The 16,155-nt window shown below is 44.0% G+C and carries 12 protein-coding genes, 2 tRNA genes and 2 rRNA genes; 10 read left to right on the top strand and 6 right to left on the bottom strand.

Translation table 11 applies throughout. The features are described from left to right. Positions 1–43: 43 nt before the first annotated feature. The 4 genes from rrf (ZX61_RS14845) (at position 44) to ZX61_RS14830 (ending at position 612) form a co-directional block, all read left to right on the top strand. Positions 44–159, top strand: a 5S ribosomal RNA gene (gene rrf / locus ZX61_RS14845). Between the two features lie 97 nt (positions 160–256). After that, positions 257–332: transfer RNA gene (locus ZX61_RS14840), tRNA-Thr, on the top strand. Positions 333–389: 57 nt separating this feature from the next. Then, positions 390–505 (top strand): 5S ribosomal RNA (rrf, locus tag ZX61_RS14835). A 30-nt stretch (positions 506–535) separates the two neighbouring features. Continuing rightward, positions 536–612: transfer RNA gene (locus ZX61_RS14830), tRNA-Asp, on the top strand. Positions 613–832: 220 nt separating this feature from the next. On the opposite strand, the gene ZX61_RS14825 is transcribed toward ZX61_RS14830, so the two are convergent. From ZX61_RS14825 to leuA, 5 genes are all read right to left on the bottom strand, one after another. Further along, positions 833–1,615 carry a DUF547 domain-containing protein gene (locus ZX61_RS14825; protein ID WP_049845401.1) on the bottom strand — a complete coding sequence of 261 codons (783 nt, stop codon included), beginning with the start codon at positions 1,613–1,615 and terminating at the stop codon, positions 833–835. 124 nt (positions 1,616–1,739) lie between these two features. Continuing rightward, complete coding sequence (gene leuD / locus ZX61_RS14820) at positions 1,740–2,342, bottom strand: 3-isopropylmalate dehydratase small subunit (RefSeq protein WP_049845400.1); 603 nt, start codon at positions 2,340–2,342, stop codon at positions 1,740–1,742. 12 nt (positions 2,343–2,354) lie between these two features. Then, positions 2,355–3,773 (bottom strand): 3-isopropylmalate dehydratase large subunit, encoded by a 1,419-nt coding sequence (gene leuC / locus ZX61_RS14815; RefSeq protein WP_049845399.1) that lies wholly within the window; start codon positions 3,771–3,773, stop codon positions 2,355–2,357. Between the two features lie 71 nt (positions 3,774–3,844). Beyond that, positions 3,845–4,936: a 3-isopropylmalate dehydrogenase gene (gene leuB, locus ZX61_RS14810; RefSeq protein ID WP_049845398.1), complete on the bottom strand. Its 1,092-nt coding sequence runs from the start codon at positions 4,934–4,936 to the stop codon at positions 3,845–3,847. 56 nt (positions 4,937–4,992) lie between these two features. Further along, positions 4,993–6,540: a 2-isopropylmalate synthase gene (leuA, locus tag ZX61_RS14805; RefSeq protein ID WP_049845397.1), complete on the bottom strand. Its 1,548-nt coding sequence runs from the start codon at positions 6,538–6,540 to the stop codon at positions 4,993–4,995. A 515-nt stretch (positions 6,541–7,055) separates the two neighbouring features. Here leuA and ZX61_RS14800 point away from each other — a divergent pair. From ZX61_RS14800 to ilvN, 6 genes are all read left to right on the top strand, one after another. Further along, entirely contained in the window at positions 7,056–7,583 is a 528-nt protein-coding gene (locus ZX61_RS14800) for a phosphatase PAP2 family protein (protein WP_049845396.1), read from the top strand. Between the two features lie 3 nt (positions 7,584–7,586). Continuing rightward, the gene (locus tag ZX61_RS14795) at positions 7,587–8,633 is read left to right on the top strand and encodes an MJ1255/VC2487 family glycosyltransferase (RefSeq protein ID WP_049845395.1); all 1,047 of its coding nucleotides are present in this window, start codon (positions 7,587–7,589) and stop codon (positions 8,631–8,633) included. A 398-nt stretch (positions 8,634–9,031) separates the two neighbouring features. Continuing rightward, entirely contained in the window at positions 9,032–9,991 is a 960-nt protein-coding gene (gene leuO, locus ZX61_RS14790) for a transcriptional regulator LeuO (protein WP_049845394.1), read from the top strand. A gap of 164 nt (positions 9,992–10,155) precedes the next feature. Then, positions 10,156–11,964, top strand: coding sequence for an AMP-dependent synthetase/ligase (locus ZX61_RS14785; protein WP_049845393.1), 1,809 nt, complete (start codon positions 10,156–10,158; stop codon positions 11,962–11,964). Between the two features lie 437 nt (positions 11,965–12,401). Further along, a complete protein-coding gene (locus ZX61_RS14780) occupies positions 12,402–14,126 on the top strand; it encodes an acetolactate synthase 3 large subunit (protein WP_049845392.1) in 1,725 nt (574 codons plus the stop codon). Position 14,127: 1 nt separating this feature from the next. Then, entirely contained in the window at positions 14,128–14,622 is a 495-nt protein-coding gene (ilvN, locus tag ZX61_RS14775) for an acetolactate synthase small subunit (protein WP_004744777.1), read from the top strand. 67 nt (positions 14,623–14,689) lie between these two features. Here ilvN and serA read toward each other — a convergent pair whose 3' ends face one another. After that, positions 14,690–15,919 (bottom strand): phosphoglycerate dehydrogenase, encoded by a 1,230-nt coding sequence (gene serA, locus ZX61_RS14770; protein ID WP_049845391.1) that lies wholly within the window; start codon positions 15,917–15,919, stop codon positions 14,690–14,692. Between the last annotated feature and the right edge of the window lie 236 nt (positions 15,920–16,155).

The following is a 16,155-nucleotide window of genomic DNA, read 5'->3' as shown; positions in this document are numbered from 1 at the left end:
AATGTGTTAAGAACTTAAAACAGCTTTCCGAATTAAGAATTTGCTTGGCGACCATAGCGATTTGGACCCACCTGATTCCATGCCGAACTCAGAAGTGAAACGAATTAGCGCCGATGGTAGTGTGGGGTTTCCCCATGTGAGAGTAGGACATCGCCAGGCTTTAAATTTGGTTTTTGCCTTTTTAGAAGGTGAAGACAAAAGTTAAGAGAGCCCGTTTGCATAAGCGGGCTTTTTTAGTCCTCGAGGACATCTTGATGCTGATATAGCTCAGGTGGTAGAGCGCATCCTTGGTAAGGATGAGGTCCCCAGTTCGAGTCTGGGTATCAGCACCATTTACTGTTTGTTTTATGCTTTAGTATAGAGCGTAAAGCAAAACGTAAAGAATTTTACTTGGCAACCATAGCGATTTGGACCCACCTGATTCCATGCCGAACTCAGAAGTGAAACGAATTAGCGCCGATGGTAGTGTGGGGCTTCCCCATGTGAGAGTAGGACATTGCCAGGTTCTTATTTAGACTTAAAGTCTAACCAGTGCGGAGCGGTAGTTCAGTTGGTTAGAATACCGGCCTGTCACGCCGGGGGTCGCGGGTTCGAGTCCCGTCCGCTCCGCCACTATTCCAGACCTCAGCAGCAATGCTGGGGTCTTTTTGTATCTGCGGGATTATTCTGGTCTACGACCAACGAGTCTCGGTTGCCCGCAACCCCAGCCGACCCGCAACTTATTTAAAAAACCAGTCTTCGGACTGTTTTTTGTCGTTTATGGGGAACGGACTTCGTCCTTCGGGAACACTTCGCTATAGATGCGAGAACGGCCTCCCTAATCCTCTTTCCACTATTCCCTATCATTCAAATTCCAATCGTACTCATAACTAAACTTACCATTTAGATTTGCTAATTCAGGGCGATATTTAGCTAAGTGTTGAACCAATTCTTGTTTATTACCGAAGTCTTCAGCAAACCAGTCGTATATGGAGGACAGCTGCGTTTTGCCTGCTAGTAGTAATACCCCTTTATCACTATTAATAAACTCTTTAGCTGCTTGCTCTAGAAGTTGCTCGGTATTATCAGCACTAAAAGCTTGAGTTTGTAGGTTTGGACAGCCCAAGCTGGCACAGTTCACCGCATAGTGTGTGCGAGGGTCATTCCAAATAGGGCGAAGGATGCGGTGCTCAATATCGTTAAGAGTGAGCTTCTTACCGGCGACTGTAACCACTTCATCACCCCATGGACCAAAACTAAATAGTCCACCTAGCTTAGTTATAGACTTAACCGGGTAGTCATCAAGGATTAGGTTGACAGTGATCGCATTGTACAGATTGACCCAATAGGCGTACTGTTCGCTCGCTGAATACTCTCTAGGATCAATAGCAGCGAGTGTCGCGATATATTGATTTAACTTTTGCTTGTCTTGAGATGAGACAGAACCGTATTTTACCAACGTGTAGTCACCATCTTGAACTAAATAGTTATTGAGGAAAGACTGCCAATCTTGGTGAGAAATAGTAGCAGTATTACTTTGATTCGACTGCTGCCAAAAAGGCCAAAGCTCAGACTTTGGCGCTGCGAATGCGTGTAAAGAGATAAGAGTCAGTAATAAAGTAACAATGCGTGTCATCAGGTTAAGTCCTTTAACGGAAGCGCTTTAATTACTAGACCTAATTACTAACAGGTTTGTTTCGCCACAAAGCAAAAAAGGTTAGCCGAGGCTAACCTTTTGTTTAGCAAAATTCTAACTTCGATTATTTGAGGAAGTTGGGAATACTCGCTTCATAGGTGGAAATTTTGTCTTCGTGCTGAAGAGTTAAACCGATGTTGTCTAAACCATTTAGTAGGCAGTGACGACGAAACTCATCAATTTCAAATGAGTACTCTTTACCGTTTGCGCGTACTAAGTTTGCTTCTAGGTCTACCTCGACTTCCGCACCTTCAGTTGCTTCTACGAACTGGAAAATCTCATCCACTTCTTGCTCTGTAAGGCGAACTGGAACCATTTGGTTGTTGATCGAGTTACCATAGAAAATATCGGCAAAACTCGGTGCGATCATCGCTCTGATACCGTAATCTGCGAGTGCCCATGGTGCGTGTTCACGAGATGAACCACAACCAAAGTTTTCACGAGCTAACAGAACTGAGGCGCCTTGATAGCGCGGGGCGTTCATTATAAATTCTGGGTTTGGTTGCTCACCTGCGTCATCAAGGAAGCGCCAATCGTGAAATAGGTGCTTGCCAAAACCCAGACGAGATACTTTTTGTAAAAACTGTTTAGGAATGATGGCATCAGTATCTACGTTCGCTGCATCTAGAGGAACAACTAATCCTGTATGTTGTTTAAAACCTGACATCTGTTCTCTCTCCTAGTCCTGTTTACCAAAAAAATCCAACTCACGAATATCAACAAAGTGACCAGCGATTGCCGCCGCCGCCGCCATTGCCGGACTCACTAAGTGGGTGCGGCCATCACGGCCTTGGCGACCCTCAAAGTTTCGGTTCGAGGTAGAGGCACAACGCTCATGTGGGCCTAGGCGGTCATTATTCATTGCTAGACACATGGAGCAGCCGGGTAGACGCCATTCAAAACCAGCATCTTTAAAGATTACATCTAAGCCTTCTTTCTCTGCTTGTGCTTTTACTTGCTCAGAGCCAGGAACGATAAGCGCTTGCACGTTATCAGCCACTTTGCGACCTTTAGCCACAGCAGCTGCTGCACGCATATCTTCGATGCGAGAGTTAGTACAAGAGCCAACGAATACTTTATCTACTTTGTAGTCAGACAGTGCTTTGCCAGCTTCTAGACCCATGTAAGCCAATGCTTTTTCAGCAGAAGCTTTTTCTACAGGGTCAGTAAAGCTTTCAGGTGCAGGGATAGCTTCATCAACTGCGATAACCTGACCCGGGTTAGTTCCCCAAGTTACCTGAGGTTTGATGTCTGCAGCGTTTAGCGTTACCACAGCATCAAACTCCGCGTCATCATCAGTCTTTAGAGATGACCAGTATTCAATTGCTGCTTCTAGATCTACACCTTGCGGGGCGAACTTGCGGCCTTTAATGTATTCGAATGTGGTTTCATCTGGTGCAATTAGACCCGCTTTCGCGCCCAGTTCGATAGCCATGTTACATACCGTCATACGACCTTCCATCGTAAGATCAGTAATCGCTTCACCGCAGAACTCTACAACGTAGCCTGTACCACCTGCAGCAGTGGTTTCACCGATGATGGCTAGGACGATATCTTTTGCTGTGATACCTGGCGCTACTTTGCCTTTCACTTCGATTTTCATCGTTTTAGCGCGAGCTTGCTTTAGCGTTTGGGTTGCTAGAACGTGCTCAACCTCTGAAGTACCGATACCAAATGCTAGAGAGCCGAACGCACCGTGCGTTGCTGTGTGTGAGTCACCACAAACAATCGTCATACCCGGTAGGGTAATACCTAGTTCAGGCCCCATTACGTGCACGATACCTTGGTATTTGTGGTTGATGTCATACAGCGTGACGCCAAATTCTTCACAGTTTTTTGATAGCGTTTCCATCTGGATACGCGCCATCTCACCAGAAGCGTTGATATCCTTAGTTTGTGTCGAAACGTTGTGGTCCATGGTGGCGAATGTCTTGCCTACCTGACGAACTTTACGACCTTTTTCACGTAAACCATCGAACGCCTGAGGCGACGTTACTTCATGAACCAAGTGACGGTCGATATAAAGAATTGGGTTTTCACCCTCAGCGGCTACGGCAACGTGTGCGTCGTAGACTTTTTCGTATAATGTTTTGCCCATTATCACTATCCTGTGTATAGCTCCCGATAACGGCTTATCAGGAGCGAATAATTATTATCTGTCTGCTTAAATTAAGAATTTAAGATGTACTCTGAGATCTTATCGCCCATCTCTGAAGTCGATAGTGCCGGTTTATCACCAGAAAGGTCACCTGTTAACTCGCCTGCTGATAGAGCCTTAGAAACTGCGGCTTCAATGTCTTGCGCTGCAGCTTCTTCACCTAGGCTGTAACGTAGCATTAATGCTGCTGATAGAATTTGTGCCACAGGGTTGGCGATGTTCTTACCTGCGATGTCAGGAGCACTGCCGCCAGCAGGTTCGTATAGACCAAACTTACTTTCGTTTAGTGACGCTGAAGGAAGCATGCCCATAGAGCCTGTGATCATCGCGCATTCATCTGAGATGATGTCGCCGAAAATGTTAGAACAAAGCATAACGTCGAACTGAGAAGGATCTTTGATGAGCTGCATTGTTGCGTTATCAATGTACATGTGCGAAAGCTCAACATCTGGATAGTCTTTCGCAATTTCTTCAACCACTTCACGCCAAAGAATTGAACTTTGTAGTACGTTAGCTTTATCGATAGAGCACACTTTTTTGTCACGTAGACGAGCAGATTCGAAGGCAATCTTTGCGATACGCTCGATCTCAAAACGATGGTAAACCTCAGTATCGAATGCTTTCTCGTTTGGACCTTCGCCTTCACGCCCTTTAGGCTGACCGAAGTAGATACCACCAGTCAGCTCACGTACAACAACGATATCAAAGCCGTTGCCAGAAATATCAGCACGTAGTGGAGAGAATCCTTCTAGGCCTTTATGGATCTGTGCTGGACGTAGGTTACAGAACAATTGGAAGTGTTTACGAAGTGGTAGAAGAGCACCACGTTCAGGTTGATCATTTGGTGGTAGGTGCTCCCACTTAGGACCGCCAACCGAACCAAATAAAACGGCATCTGAATCTTCACATGCTTTTACTGTGCTGTCTGGAAGTGGGCAGCCATGGTTATCGATTGCAATACCGCCAACATCGTGCTCATCACGAGCAAAATGAATACTGTGTTTTTTTTCAATCGCATCTAGAACTTTGTGCGCTTGAGCCATCACTTCTGGGCCAATGCCGTCACCTGGTAAAACGGCAATGTTGTATGATTTGTCTGTCATGTTATTCCTTTAATTTTTATCTCTTCCAGGAACGACTCGCATCCCTGGAGTCTTACTTATACTGTTTCGATTTTTTTCTGTTTGATCTCAGCGATCTTGTCAGCACGATGGATGCTGTTGATAACGTGTAGTAATGCTTGACCCGAAGCTTCTACGATATCGGTTGAAACACCGGTACCGTGATATTTGCGACCTTTGTAGTTGGCAATAATATCCGCTTGGCCTAGTCCATCTTCACCTTCACCTTTGGCGGTTAAATCGAACTTGTCTAGAACAATATCATAACCCGTTACACGATAGATACACTGGTATAACGCATCGACAGGGCCATTACCTACTGCTGCTTCAGATTGCTCTTCATCACCACATTGAAGCTTGATGCTGGTTGTCGCCATTACGCTACCAGACTGTACGCTTAGATAGTTCAATTTGTAGAAGTCATCTTCTTCACGCAAGTTAGAGAAGTGCATTAGAGCTTCTAGGTCGTAATCAAATACCTGGCCTTTACGGTCTGCCAGTTTCAAGAAATCTTCGTATAGAGCGTCTAGGTTGTACTCTTCTTCTTTGTAACCCATGGTGTCCATGTGGCTCTTCACCGCTGCACGGCCGCTGCGACTGGTTAGATTTAGCGCTTGGTTCTTAAGGCCAATCGACTCAGGAGTCATGATTTCGTAAGTGTTTTTATTCTTTAACATGCCATCTTGGTGAATGCCTGAAGAGTGGCTAAAAGCGTTAGCACCAACGATCGCTTTGTTGTCTTGAATCGGCATATTACAAAGCTGGCTCACCAGTTTACTCGTGCGGTGGATTTCATCGTGCTTAAGACCAGTATGAACACCCAATAACTCTTGGCGAGTCTTGATGATCATAGCGATCTCTTCTAAAGAACAGTTACCAGCACGTTCTCCGATGCCGTTGATGGTGCCTTCAATCTGACGCGCCCCTGCCTGTACTGCGGCAATTGAGTTAGCGACAGACATGCCTAAGTCGTCATGACAGTGAACGGAGATGATCGCCTTATCAATATTGGGTACACGATTGAATAGAGTTTGGATGATACCACCAAACTCATTTGGGACTGTGTAGCCTACGGTATCAGGAATATTGATGGTGCTTGCTCCAGCATTGATAGCGGCTTCAACCATGCGGCACAAGTTGTCAATTGGCGTACGACCTGCATCTTCACACGAAAACTCAACATCATCGGTATATTGACGAGCATGTTTCACTGCTTTGACGCCCATCTCAACTACATCATCGTAGCTACGACGAAGTTTGTCCTGAACGTGGACGGTGGAAGTGGAAATAAAGGTATGGATTCGAAATTGCTCTGCAACCTTAAGTGCTTCAGCAGCAGCATCTATGTCTTTTGCAACGGCACGCGAAAGACCACAAACTCGGCTGTTTTTGATGTTGCGTGCAATTGTCTGTACCGACTCAAAATCACCCGGTGAAGAAACAGGAAATCCGGCTTCAATGACATCAACGCCGAGCCTTTCAAGCGCATAGGCAATTTGCAGTTTTTCTTTAACCGTCAAGCTTGCTGACAACGCCTGTTCGCCATCACGTAACGTGGTGTCGAAAATAATGACTTGATCGTTCATGTTTGCTTCCTTAATGACTTGATGCCATTCACATCAGTTAATCGTTTACTTCCATTACTTAGCTACAAAAAGCTAGGTATAAAAAAACCCGCATCTTAGTGCGGGTCTTGTGTAATTCTGTGTGGTTATTTTTCTTCCACAGCCTACCCGCGCGAATATGTCACGATAAGGAGGAGGCTCAGCAGGATAGAAAAACGATTCATCATTGTTAACGGTTCCTATGGGGCGTTAAATAAACCACAAATTTAAGTTAACAAATTAGTACCGCACTCAAGAGGCAACGTCAACCCTAAAGTTGTATTTTTATTCAAGTCAGATCAGTTCAACGGAAAAACGCGCAAAATCGTCGTTTTTGCGCGGTGTTTTTATTGAAAAGGCGAATGGGTTGCATGTTGGCGCGTGTCTATGTCTATGTCTATGTCTATGTCTTGTCACCGAAATACCGCGAAACTTTCACCAAGCTGTCACCCTGCCCAACTAGCCTAAGCGTAACACCGTCAAAAAAGGAGTCGGTAATGCGTTCTATCGAACCTATAGCTAAGTTTGATCTGGCGTTTTCTATTTTCTGTCTACAGCACAGATTCAATCAACCTATCTCGCGTATTAGTAAAGCCATCTCACATACCGGAGATGGGCACCTGTACTTAATGTTTGGAGTGCTTGCTTATTTGTTTGCAGGTAAAGATGGTCAGCTTTTTTTAATGGCGGGTGTGTTGGCTTTTACTTTAGAGCTTCCAATCTATTGGTTAGCCAAAAATCTGTTTAAACGACGCCGACCGCAAGAGTTTTCTGACTTGGTTACATCATTTATCACACCTTCAGACCGTTACAGTCTGCCTTCTGGCCATACTGCTGCGGCATATCTAATGGCTTCAATTACGGGTCACTACTTTGTTGAGTTGGCGGTGTTTGCTTTAGTTTGGGCATCTTTGATTGCAAGCTCACGCATTTTTCTTGGGGTTCACTTTTTAACCGATGTGTTGCTTGGAGCCTTGCTAGGCATTGGTATCGCGCAGATTGCACTTACCATTGTTGGGAGTTAGTAAATGAAAATTTTATATGGTGTACAAGGAACAGGAAACGGTCATATAACTCGTGCAAGAGCAATGTCAACGCGCTTATCTGAAGCTGGAATGGATGTTGACTATCTGTTTAGTGGGCGTGATAAGAGCAAATACTTTTCAATGGAGCCGTTCGGAGATTTTCAAATTCGTCGAGGTCTATCATTTGCTACAGATAAAGGCCAAATCAATTATTTCAAAACCTGTATGTCTAATAGTTTATGGCAGTTTTGGCGCGATGTCCGTGAGCTTGATTTATCTCACTATGATCTAGTGCTTAATGACTTTGAGCCCGTATCTGCTTGGGCGGCGAAAAGGCAGGGTATTCCATCAATTAGCATTAGTCACCAGAATGCTTTTCGCTACTCTGTCCCCCATAAAGGGGCGAGTTGGTTGGACAAGCAGGTCATAGAGTATTTTGCTCCAGCGGATCATCTTATAGCTTTACACTGGTATCACTTTGATCAGCCTATCTTACCACCGATTATTCACACTCATAAAGCAACAGTTGAGCAAGAAGCATTCGTTCTGGTTTACCTACCATTTGAAAGTATGACCGATATTACGGAGTTGTTACTTCGGTTTACTACTCAGCGCTTTGTTTGCTATCACCCAGAGATTATTGAACCCAAAACAGTCGATAATATTGAGTTTATTCCATTGAGTGTCAACTCATTTCAACGTCATCTTGTTCGCTGTAAGGGAGTGATTGCGAATGGCGGTTTTGAGTTGCCCTCAGAGGCGCTCACTCTTGGTAAGAAACTACTATTAAAGCCATTGAAGGGGCAATTTGAACAAATGAGCAATGTTGCAACGCTGGAAGATTTAGGACTGGCGAGCAGTATGGAGTTCTTAGATGCCGCTGTGGTACGCCGTTGGCTTGATGAATCAAGCGCTGAAAGCGTCAAATACCCAGATGTTGCACAGGCAATTGTCACATGGATTAAGCAAGGTGATTGGGAGGATAAATCGACGTTGAGTGAAAGCTTGTGGGATAAAGTAGATTTTCCAAGTTATGTCACCAATCTATAACAAGGCTTCATCTTACGCGAAGGAGTTGTATGGGTTATTGATGCTGTTTTTGTTTCGCACACTTAAATCATAGATGTGTCTCATGTCTGACACTGAGTGTTAACAGCGATATTTAATATCAAATTTCTATATTTATCTCTAAGGTAGTGTGTTTTATAACTTTTTATAATCTATTTAACTTTTTGTAATTTAATGACTAATTTGGATTATAGGTAAAAAATACTGATTAATTGTCAATCTTATTGCTAATCGCTGAATGATTCGCTGATAGTAATGGTTCGCCGACAAACATCTAACAAATAAATATAACGGATGAGGCGAGAACTGGGTTTTCTATTCCAAACTCAAATTTCAATTTAATGACCATTTACGCTGATGAATTTAAAGAGGCTTACCCGATGATCGATAAGAAAGAGTCTATGAGTGCTATCGCTAGCTACCGCATGGAGAGTACTTTACGTGGAGTAGATTTAAACCTGTTAACCGTGTTTGACGCCGTAATGCAAGAGCAGAATATTACTCGTGCCGCACATAACTTAGGCATGTCACAGCCAGCGGTAAGTAACGCCGTTGCTCGTCTGAAAGTGATGTTTAATGATGAGTTGTTTATGCGTCAAGGTCGTGGTATTCAACCAACCCAGCGTGCTCGCCAGCTATTTGGTCCTGTTCGTCAAGCGCTTCAATTAATTCGTAACGAGTTACCTAGTTCTGTATTCTCGCCTGAGACTTCAACACGTCTATTTAAGCTAGCAATTTGTAGCCCTTGCGATATGCGTTTTGCGCCAAAAATCATGTCTACTATCCATGAGCTAGCGCCTAATGTTCAGCTTCACCTAGACGCTGAATTTGATCGCCAACTAGCAGAGCGTATGCGTTATCAAGAGATTGATTTTGTGATCGATTATGCACGTTTCGATGAGCAAGGTTTCTCAAGCACTGAAATCTTCCAAGATGAGCTAGTGGTTGTTACGTCAAAATCTCACCCACGTCTTCAGGGAGCAGTGACTGCCGATCAGTTACTTCGCGAGCGTCATGCAAAACTGTCAAAAGTTCATGGTCAGCGTAGCTTCTCTGAGCAAGCGTATCGTGATCTAGATGTACAGGCCTACTATGAAGGCACAAGCCTAAGCAATGTACTTTACGTTGTTGGTCAATCTGAGCTAGTGACGATTGCGCCACGTTGGATGGTTGAGAATGCTGCGAACAAAGAGCAGTTACAAATCATCGACTTCCCATTCGAAAATGGCAAAATCAGCGGTTTCTTAAGCTGGCACGAATCAAGTGAAAAAGATAAAGGTCACATCTGGTTACGTGACCAATTGATGATGATTTGTGGTGAGGTTGTCGCTATTAACTAAACGTCAAATTTCGCTAGTCTCAAAAACCTTGAATGGTTCACGCCATTCAAGGTTTTTTACGATTTATATTGATAACTTTGACGGTCATCAGTTGCCTTTTCTAAAGCGAAATGTACACTTGTGCGCTGAATAAAGCTTACAGGTGTAAGCTAAAGGTAATAGAGATGGCCGACCTAGATTTTCATATTGTAAAACGTATTCGAGACCAGATTGCAAAAGGCAATGACGGTATTGCACTTAAGCATAAAGTAGGCAATGTTTGGAATGGTATTAGTTGGAAGCAATTTGGCCAGCAACTTGATGCTTTGTCACTTGCTTTATTGGCTCAAGGCATCCGTGTTCACGATAAGATCGGTATCTTTTCTAACAATATGCCTCAGTGGACAATCGCTGATTTTGCCGCCCTTCAAATACGTGCGGTAACAGTCCCTATTTATCCAACCAATACAGCAGCTCAATCTGCTTACATTTTGCAAAATGCCGACGTGCGAGTACTGTTTGTTGGTGAGCAAGCCCAGTTTGATGCAGCGACTTCTGTCATCGAGCAGTGTGACCAACTAGAGCTGATTGTCGCCATGTCTGATGATATTGACTTGGGTGAACATGAATCTGCCATCAGTTGGCTGCGCTTTATAGCGAATGTAGACAATACGCACCAACAAGAGCTTGAAACTCGTTTGGCGCAGGCAAACTTGAATGATCTTCTGACTCTTATTTACACCTCTGGCACCACTGGCCAGCCAAAAGGTGTCATGCTGGATTACGCCAATATTGGTGCGCAACTTGAAGGTCATGATCAGCGTTTAAGCTTATCGCAAAGTGATGTCTCTCTCTGCTTCTTGCCACTTTCTCATGTCTTCGAACGCGCCTGGACTTTCTACGTTTTGTATAAAGGTGCCACAAACTGTTACCTGCAAGATACCATGCAGGTGCGCGATGCTCTCAGTGAAGTACGTCCAACGGTGATGTCGGCGGTCCCCCGTTTTTACGAAAAGATCTTCTCAGCTATTCACGAAAAAGTCGCCAAAGCACCGTTCATTCGTAAAGTCTTGTTTACTTGGGCTGTGAATATGGGAGCGAAGATGGCCGTTTGTCATCAAGAAGGTCGTCAGCCTTCAATCGCGCTAAAAAAATCTTATGCCTTAGCTGATAAGTTAGTCTTGTCGAAATTGCGTGCGTTATTGGGTGGGAAAATCAACTTTATGCCGTGTGGTGGCGCTAAGTTAGACGAAACCATCGGCCGTTTTTTCCATGCTATTGGTATCAACGTCAAGCTTGGCTACGGTATGACAGAAACAACAGCAACGGTTTCCTGCTGGGATGACAAGTGTTTTGACCCTGACTCTATTGGTATGTCGATGCCTGGCGCTCAGGTCAAGATTGGTGAGAACAACGAGATCTTAGTCCGCGGTCCTATGGTTATGCGCGGTTACTACAAAATGCCAGAAGAGACGGCGAAAACATTCGATGAGCACGGTTTCTTAAAAACAGGCGATGCAGGCCATATTGATGAAAGTGGCAACCTGTTTATCACCGATCGTATTAAAGAGTTGATGAAAACGTCGGGGGGCAAATATATTGCGCCGCAGATGATTGAAGGGGCGATAGGTAAAGATCACTTTATCGAACAGATCGCTGTGATTGCGGATACACGCAAGTTTGTCTCTGCATTGATCGTACCTTGCTATGATTCGTTAGAAGAGTACGCCAAGGAACTCAACATCAAATATCATGATCGTGTTGAATTGATTAAGCATCACCAAATCGTTGAAATGCTTGAAAAGCGCGTTAATGATCTCCAACAGGAGCTTGCGAGGTTTGAGCAGGTGAAAAAATTCAAATTATTGCCCAAGGCTTTCTCGATGGATGCTGGTGAGTTAACACCGACACAAAAATTGCGTCGTAAAGTGATTAACGATAAATATCAGGATGAAATTGAAGAAATGTACAGTGATAAGGTCGAGAAGAAGTAACTTTTTCTAAAGTAAATTTCTCAACTGTTTAAAAATCCCTCACACAGTATTATTGCTTTGTGAGGGATTTTTTTATGCTAGTTATCTTTCGGTAGCGAGGTTTTACTAGGGCTGATTAAAGTTAACTGTCTAAAATTATTGACCGAATTTGTCGTGATTTATGGATGATTGGTCTGAAATTGGAGTTCAGGTTAGTTTCACCTTGTGATTTGATTTTGATAAACAGCATATTGTTTAATTTGAGATGAAAGTCGCATTAGACCCGTTGCTAATAAAACGTTACATTTGTTGCGTGACCTTGCTTTATGTTACCTGTGAGCAAGACATAGCCGAAAAAGTGGATGTATTTCGATTTAGGCTACGAATAAGACCTAGACTATGAAAAACCAGCCCATCATGTTGACCTTATGTGGCGGAAACTGGTTAAGGAGAATAATATGGCAGCAATGTTGTCCGGTGCAGAGATGGTTGTTCAATCTCTGATTGAAGAAGGCGTTGAACAGATCTTTGGCTACCCTGGTGGTTCTGTTCTAGATATATACGATGCGCTTCACGCCAAAACAGATCAAATCAAACACGTTCTAGTACGTCATGAACAAGCCGCCACTCATATGGCTGATGGTTATGCGCGCGCGACGGGTAACCCGGGTGTGGTGCTCGTGTGTTCTGGCCCAGGTGCGACCAACACCATCACTGGTATTGCGACTGCGTACATGGACTCTATCCCAATGATTGTTGTCTCAGGCAATGTACCAAATAATATGATAGGTAATGATGCCTTCCAAGAATGTGACATTGTTGGTGTATCTCGCCCGGTAGTTAAGCATAGTTTCTTGGTCAAGAAAGCAGAAGACATTCCTGAAACAGTAAAGAAAGCTTTCTACATTGCGACTACGGGTAGACCTGGCCCTGTTTTGATCGATTTACCTAAAGATGTGATGAATCCACAGGTAAAACTGCCATATGAATACCCTAAATCTCTGTCAATGCGCTCATATAAACCAACTACAACAGGCCATAAAGGTCAAATTAAGAAAGGTCTTAAGACACTTCTAGAAGCGAAAAAGCCGGTTCTTTATGTGGGTGGTGGCGCAGTGATTTCAGAGGCTGAACAACACTTAATCAAGCTGGCGGAAGTTCTCAATTTACCAGTAGTGAGTACGCTAATGGGGCTTGGCGCTTTCCCCGGAACACATAAAAATTCATTAGGCATGTTAGGAATGCACGGTGTGTATGAAGCGAACATGGCTATGCATAATGCCGATTTAATCTTTGGTGTTGGGGTTCGCTTTGATGACCGCACTACTAACAACCTAGAAAAGTACTGCCCCGATGCCAAAGTGATGCACATTGACATCGATCCTTCATCGATCTCGAAGAACGTGAAAGCGGATCTTCCTATTGTCGGTTCTGCTGAGAAAGTGCTTGAAAGCATGGTTAATTTGCTAGAAGAGCAGGGTAGCATCAACGACCAAGACGCATTGAATCGCTGGTGGGATGAAATTCAAGGGTGGCGTGAGCGTCAATGCTTATCATACGAAACATCACCAGAACGGATTAAACCACAGCAAGTGATTGAAACACTACACAAGCTGACTAACGGTGACGCCTATGTTGCCTCTGATGTTGGTCAGCACCAGATGTTTGCCGCCTTGTATTATCCATTCAATAAGCCACGTCGTTGGATCAACTCTGGTGGCCTTGGCACAATGGGCTTCGGCTTACCAGCTGGGATGGGCGTGAAATTCGCTAAACCTGATGAAGAGGTCGTAGTTGTAACAGGTGACGGTAGTATCCAAATGAATATTCAGGAACTATCGACGGCGATGCAGTACGATATTCCGGTTAAAATTATTAACCTTAACAACCGATTCTTAGGCATGGTAAAACAGTGGCAAGACATTATTTACCAAGGCCGCCACTCTAACTCTTACATGAGTTCTGTTCCTGATTTTGCAGCTATCGCAGAAGCATATGGGCATGTGGGGATTCGCATTGAAACACCAGATCAGCTTGAATCTGGTCTAAAGCAAGCATTAGATATGAAAGATCGATTAGTGTTTGTTGATATCAATGTTGATGAAACAGAGCATGTGTACCCAATGCAGATTAAAGGCGAAGGTATGGACAAAATGTGGTTAAGCAAGACGGAGAGAACTTAATATGAGACACATTATTTCACTGTTAATGGAAAACCAACCGGGTGCACTGTCTCGTGTAGTGGGTCTATTCTCTCAGCGTGCTTACAACATTGAATCTTTGACGGTATCTCCAACAGACGACGAAACGTTATCTCGCTTGAACATTACTACCATTTCTGACGATATGGAGCTCGAACAAATCCAGAAGCAACTAAACAAGCTTATCGATGTACTCAAAGTGCAAGAGGTTTCAGAGCTTGATCATATTGAACGTGAGTTAATGATGGTGAAAGTGAAGGCGAGTGGCTTCTCACGAGCTGAAGTGAAACGGACCGCTGATATTTTCCGCGGGCAGATCGTTGATGTCACCGCCTCTCAGTACACAGTACAAATGGCAGGGACTAGTGAAAAACTCGATGCGTTTATTCAAGCATTGTCTGAAGTAACAGAAGTGATTGAAGTAGCTCGAAGTGGTGTAGTTGGTATCGCCCGTGGAGAGCGCGCTTTAAAGCCTTAGCCAAATCAAACGCTTGAATAAAAAAAAACCACCGACTGATTTATCGGTGGTTTTTTGTTGGATCAGATTAGTGAAGGATACGAGCGCGGATAGTACCTTCGATACTCTTGAGCTTTTTGAGTGCTTCTTCCGAACGCTCTGTTTCAACATCGATCACGACATAACCAAAGTCTGCTGCCGTTTGTAGGTACTGACCAGCGATGTTGATCCCTTCTTCCGCAAAGATGGTATTAATCTGAGTCATAATACCTGGGCGGTTTTGGTGTATGTGCAGTAGACGCGAGCAGTCTCGGTGCTCAGGGAGTGAAACTTCAGGGAAGTTAACACTTGAAAGTGTTGAACCGTTATCTGAGTACTTAGCCAACTTACCTGCCACTTCAACACCAATATTTTCTTGTGCTTCTTGGGTGGAGCCACCGACGTGAGGAGTTAGGATTACGTTATCAAATTTCTGTAGCGGTGACTCAAATGGGTCGGCGTTGGTCTTTGGCTCGGTTGGGAATACGTCGATTGCAGCCCCGGCAAGGTGACCGGCTTCAAGGCTATGGCATAGCGCTTCAATATCCACCACAGTACCGCGAGCGGCGTTAATAAAAATAGAACCTGGCTTCATACGTGCAAACTCTTCTGCACCCATCATATTCTTCGTCTCAGGCGTTTCTGGAACATGTAGCGAAATAACGTCACATTTGTTGAGTAGTTCACTCATGGTATGGACCTGAGTGGCATTCCCGAGCGATAACTTGTTTTCGATGTCGTAGAAATAAACACGCATCCCTAAGTTTTCAGCAATAATACCGAGCTGAGTACCGATATGACCATAGCCGATAATACCTAGGCGTTTACCACGGGCTTCATTAGAGTTTTCTGCGCTTTTTTTCCAAACCCCACGATGGGCTAAGGCATTTTTCTCTGGAATGCCACGCAGCAGTAACAGTACTTGTCCCAGAACCAGCTCTGCAACACTACGTGTATTTGAGAATGGCGCGTTGAACACTGGAATACCGCGAGTTGCCGCTGCTTTAAGATCAACCTGATTAGTACCAATACAGAAACAACCAATCGCAACTAATTTCTCAGCGGCGTCAATGACTTCTTGAGATAGATTTGTACGTGAGCGAATACCAATGAAGTGAACATCTTTCACGGCTTCTAGCAGTTCTTCTTCTGGTAGCGAACCTTTGTGGTACTCGATGTTGGTGTAGCCAGCAGCCTGAAGTACTTCTACAGATGATGGATGTAGACCTTCAAGTAAGAGGATTTTAATTTTGTCTTTTTCCAGTGAAACTTTGGCCATTGTCTTCTTCCTTAAAGTGGGAAATATGGGCTTAACGGGCGCACATTAGGCTAAATCAGGTAAAGCAAACGTTTTTGTAGACATAACACAGAACGCAAACGTTTTCCTTGTGCGTCTTCTGACCATTAAGTTAACAAAAAAAATACACTTTGGGTAAGAAAATTACGGAATAAGGCATAATTTTTATAGACTAAAATGAAAAAAACGGCGCTAATGAGCACCGTTTGTAATGAAAT

Source organism: Vibrio sp. VPAP30, from assembly GCF_001188205.1.
Lineage (GTDB): Bacteria > Pseudomonadota > Gammaproteobacteria > Enterobacterales > Vibrionaceae > Vibrio > Vibrio bivalvicida.
Note: the sequence above shows the minus strand (reverse complement) of the source record. Positions and strands in the feature narration are given on the sequence as shown.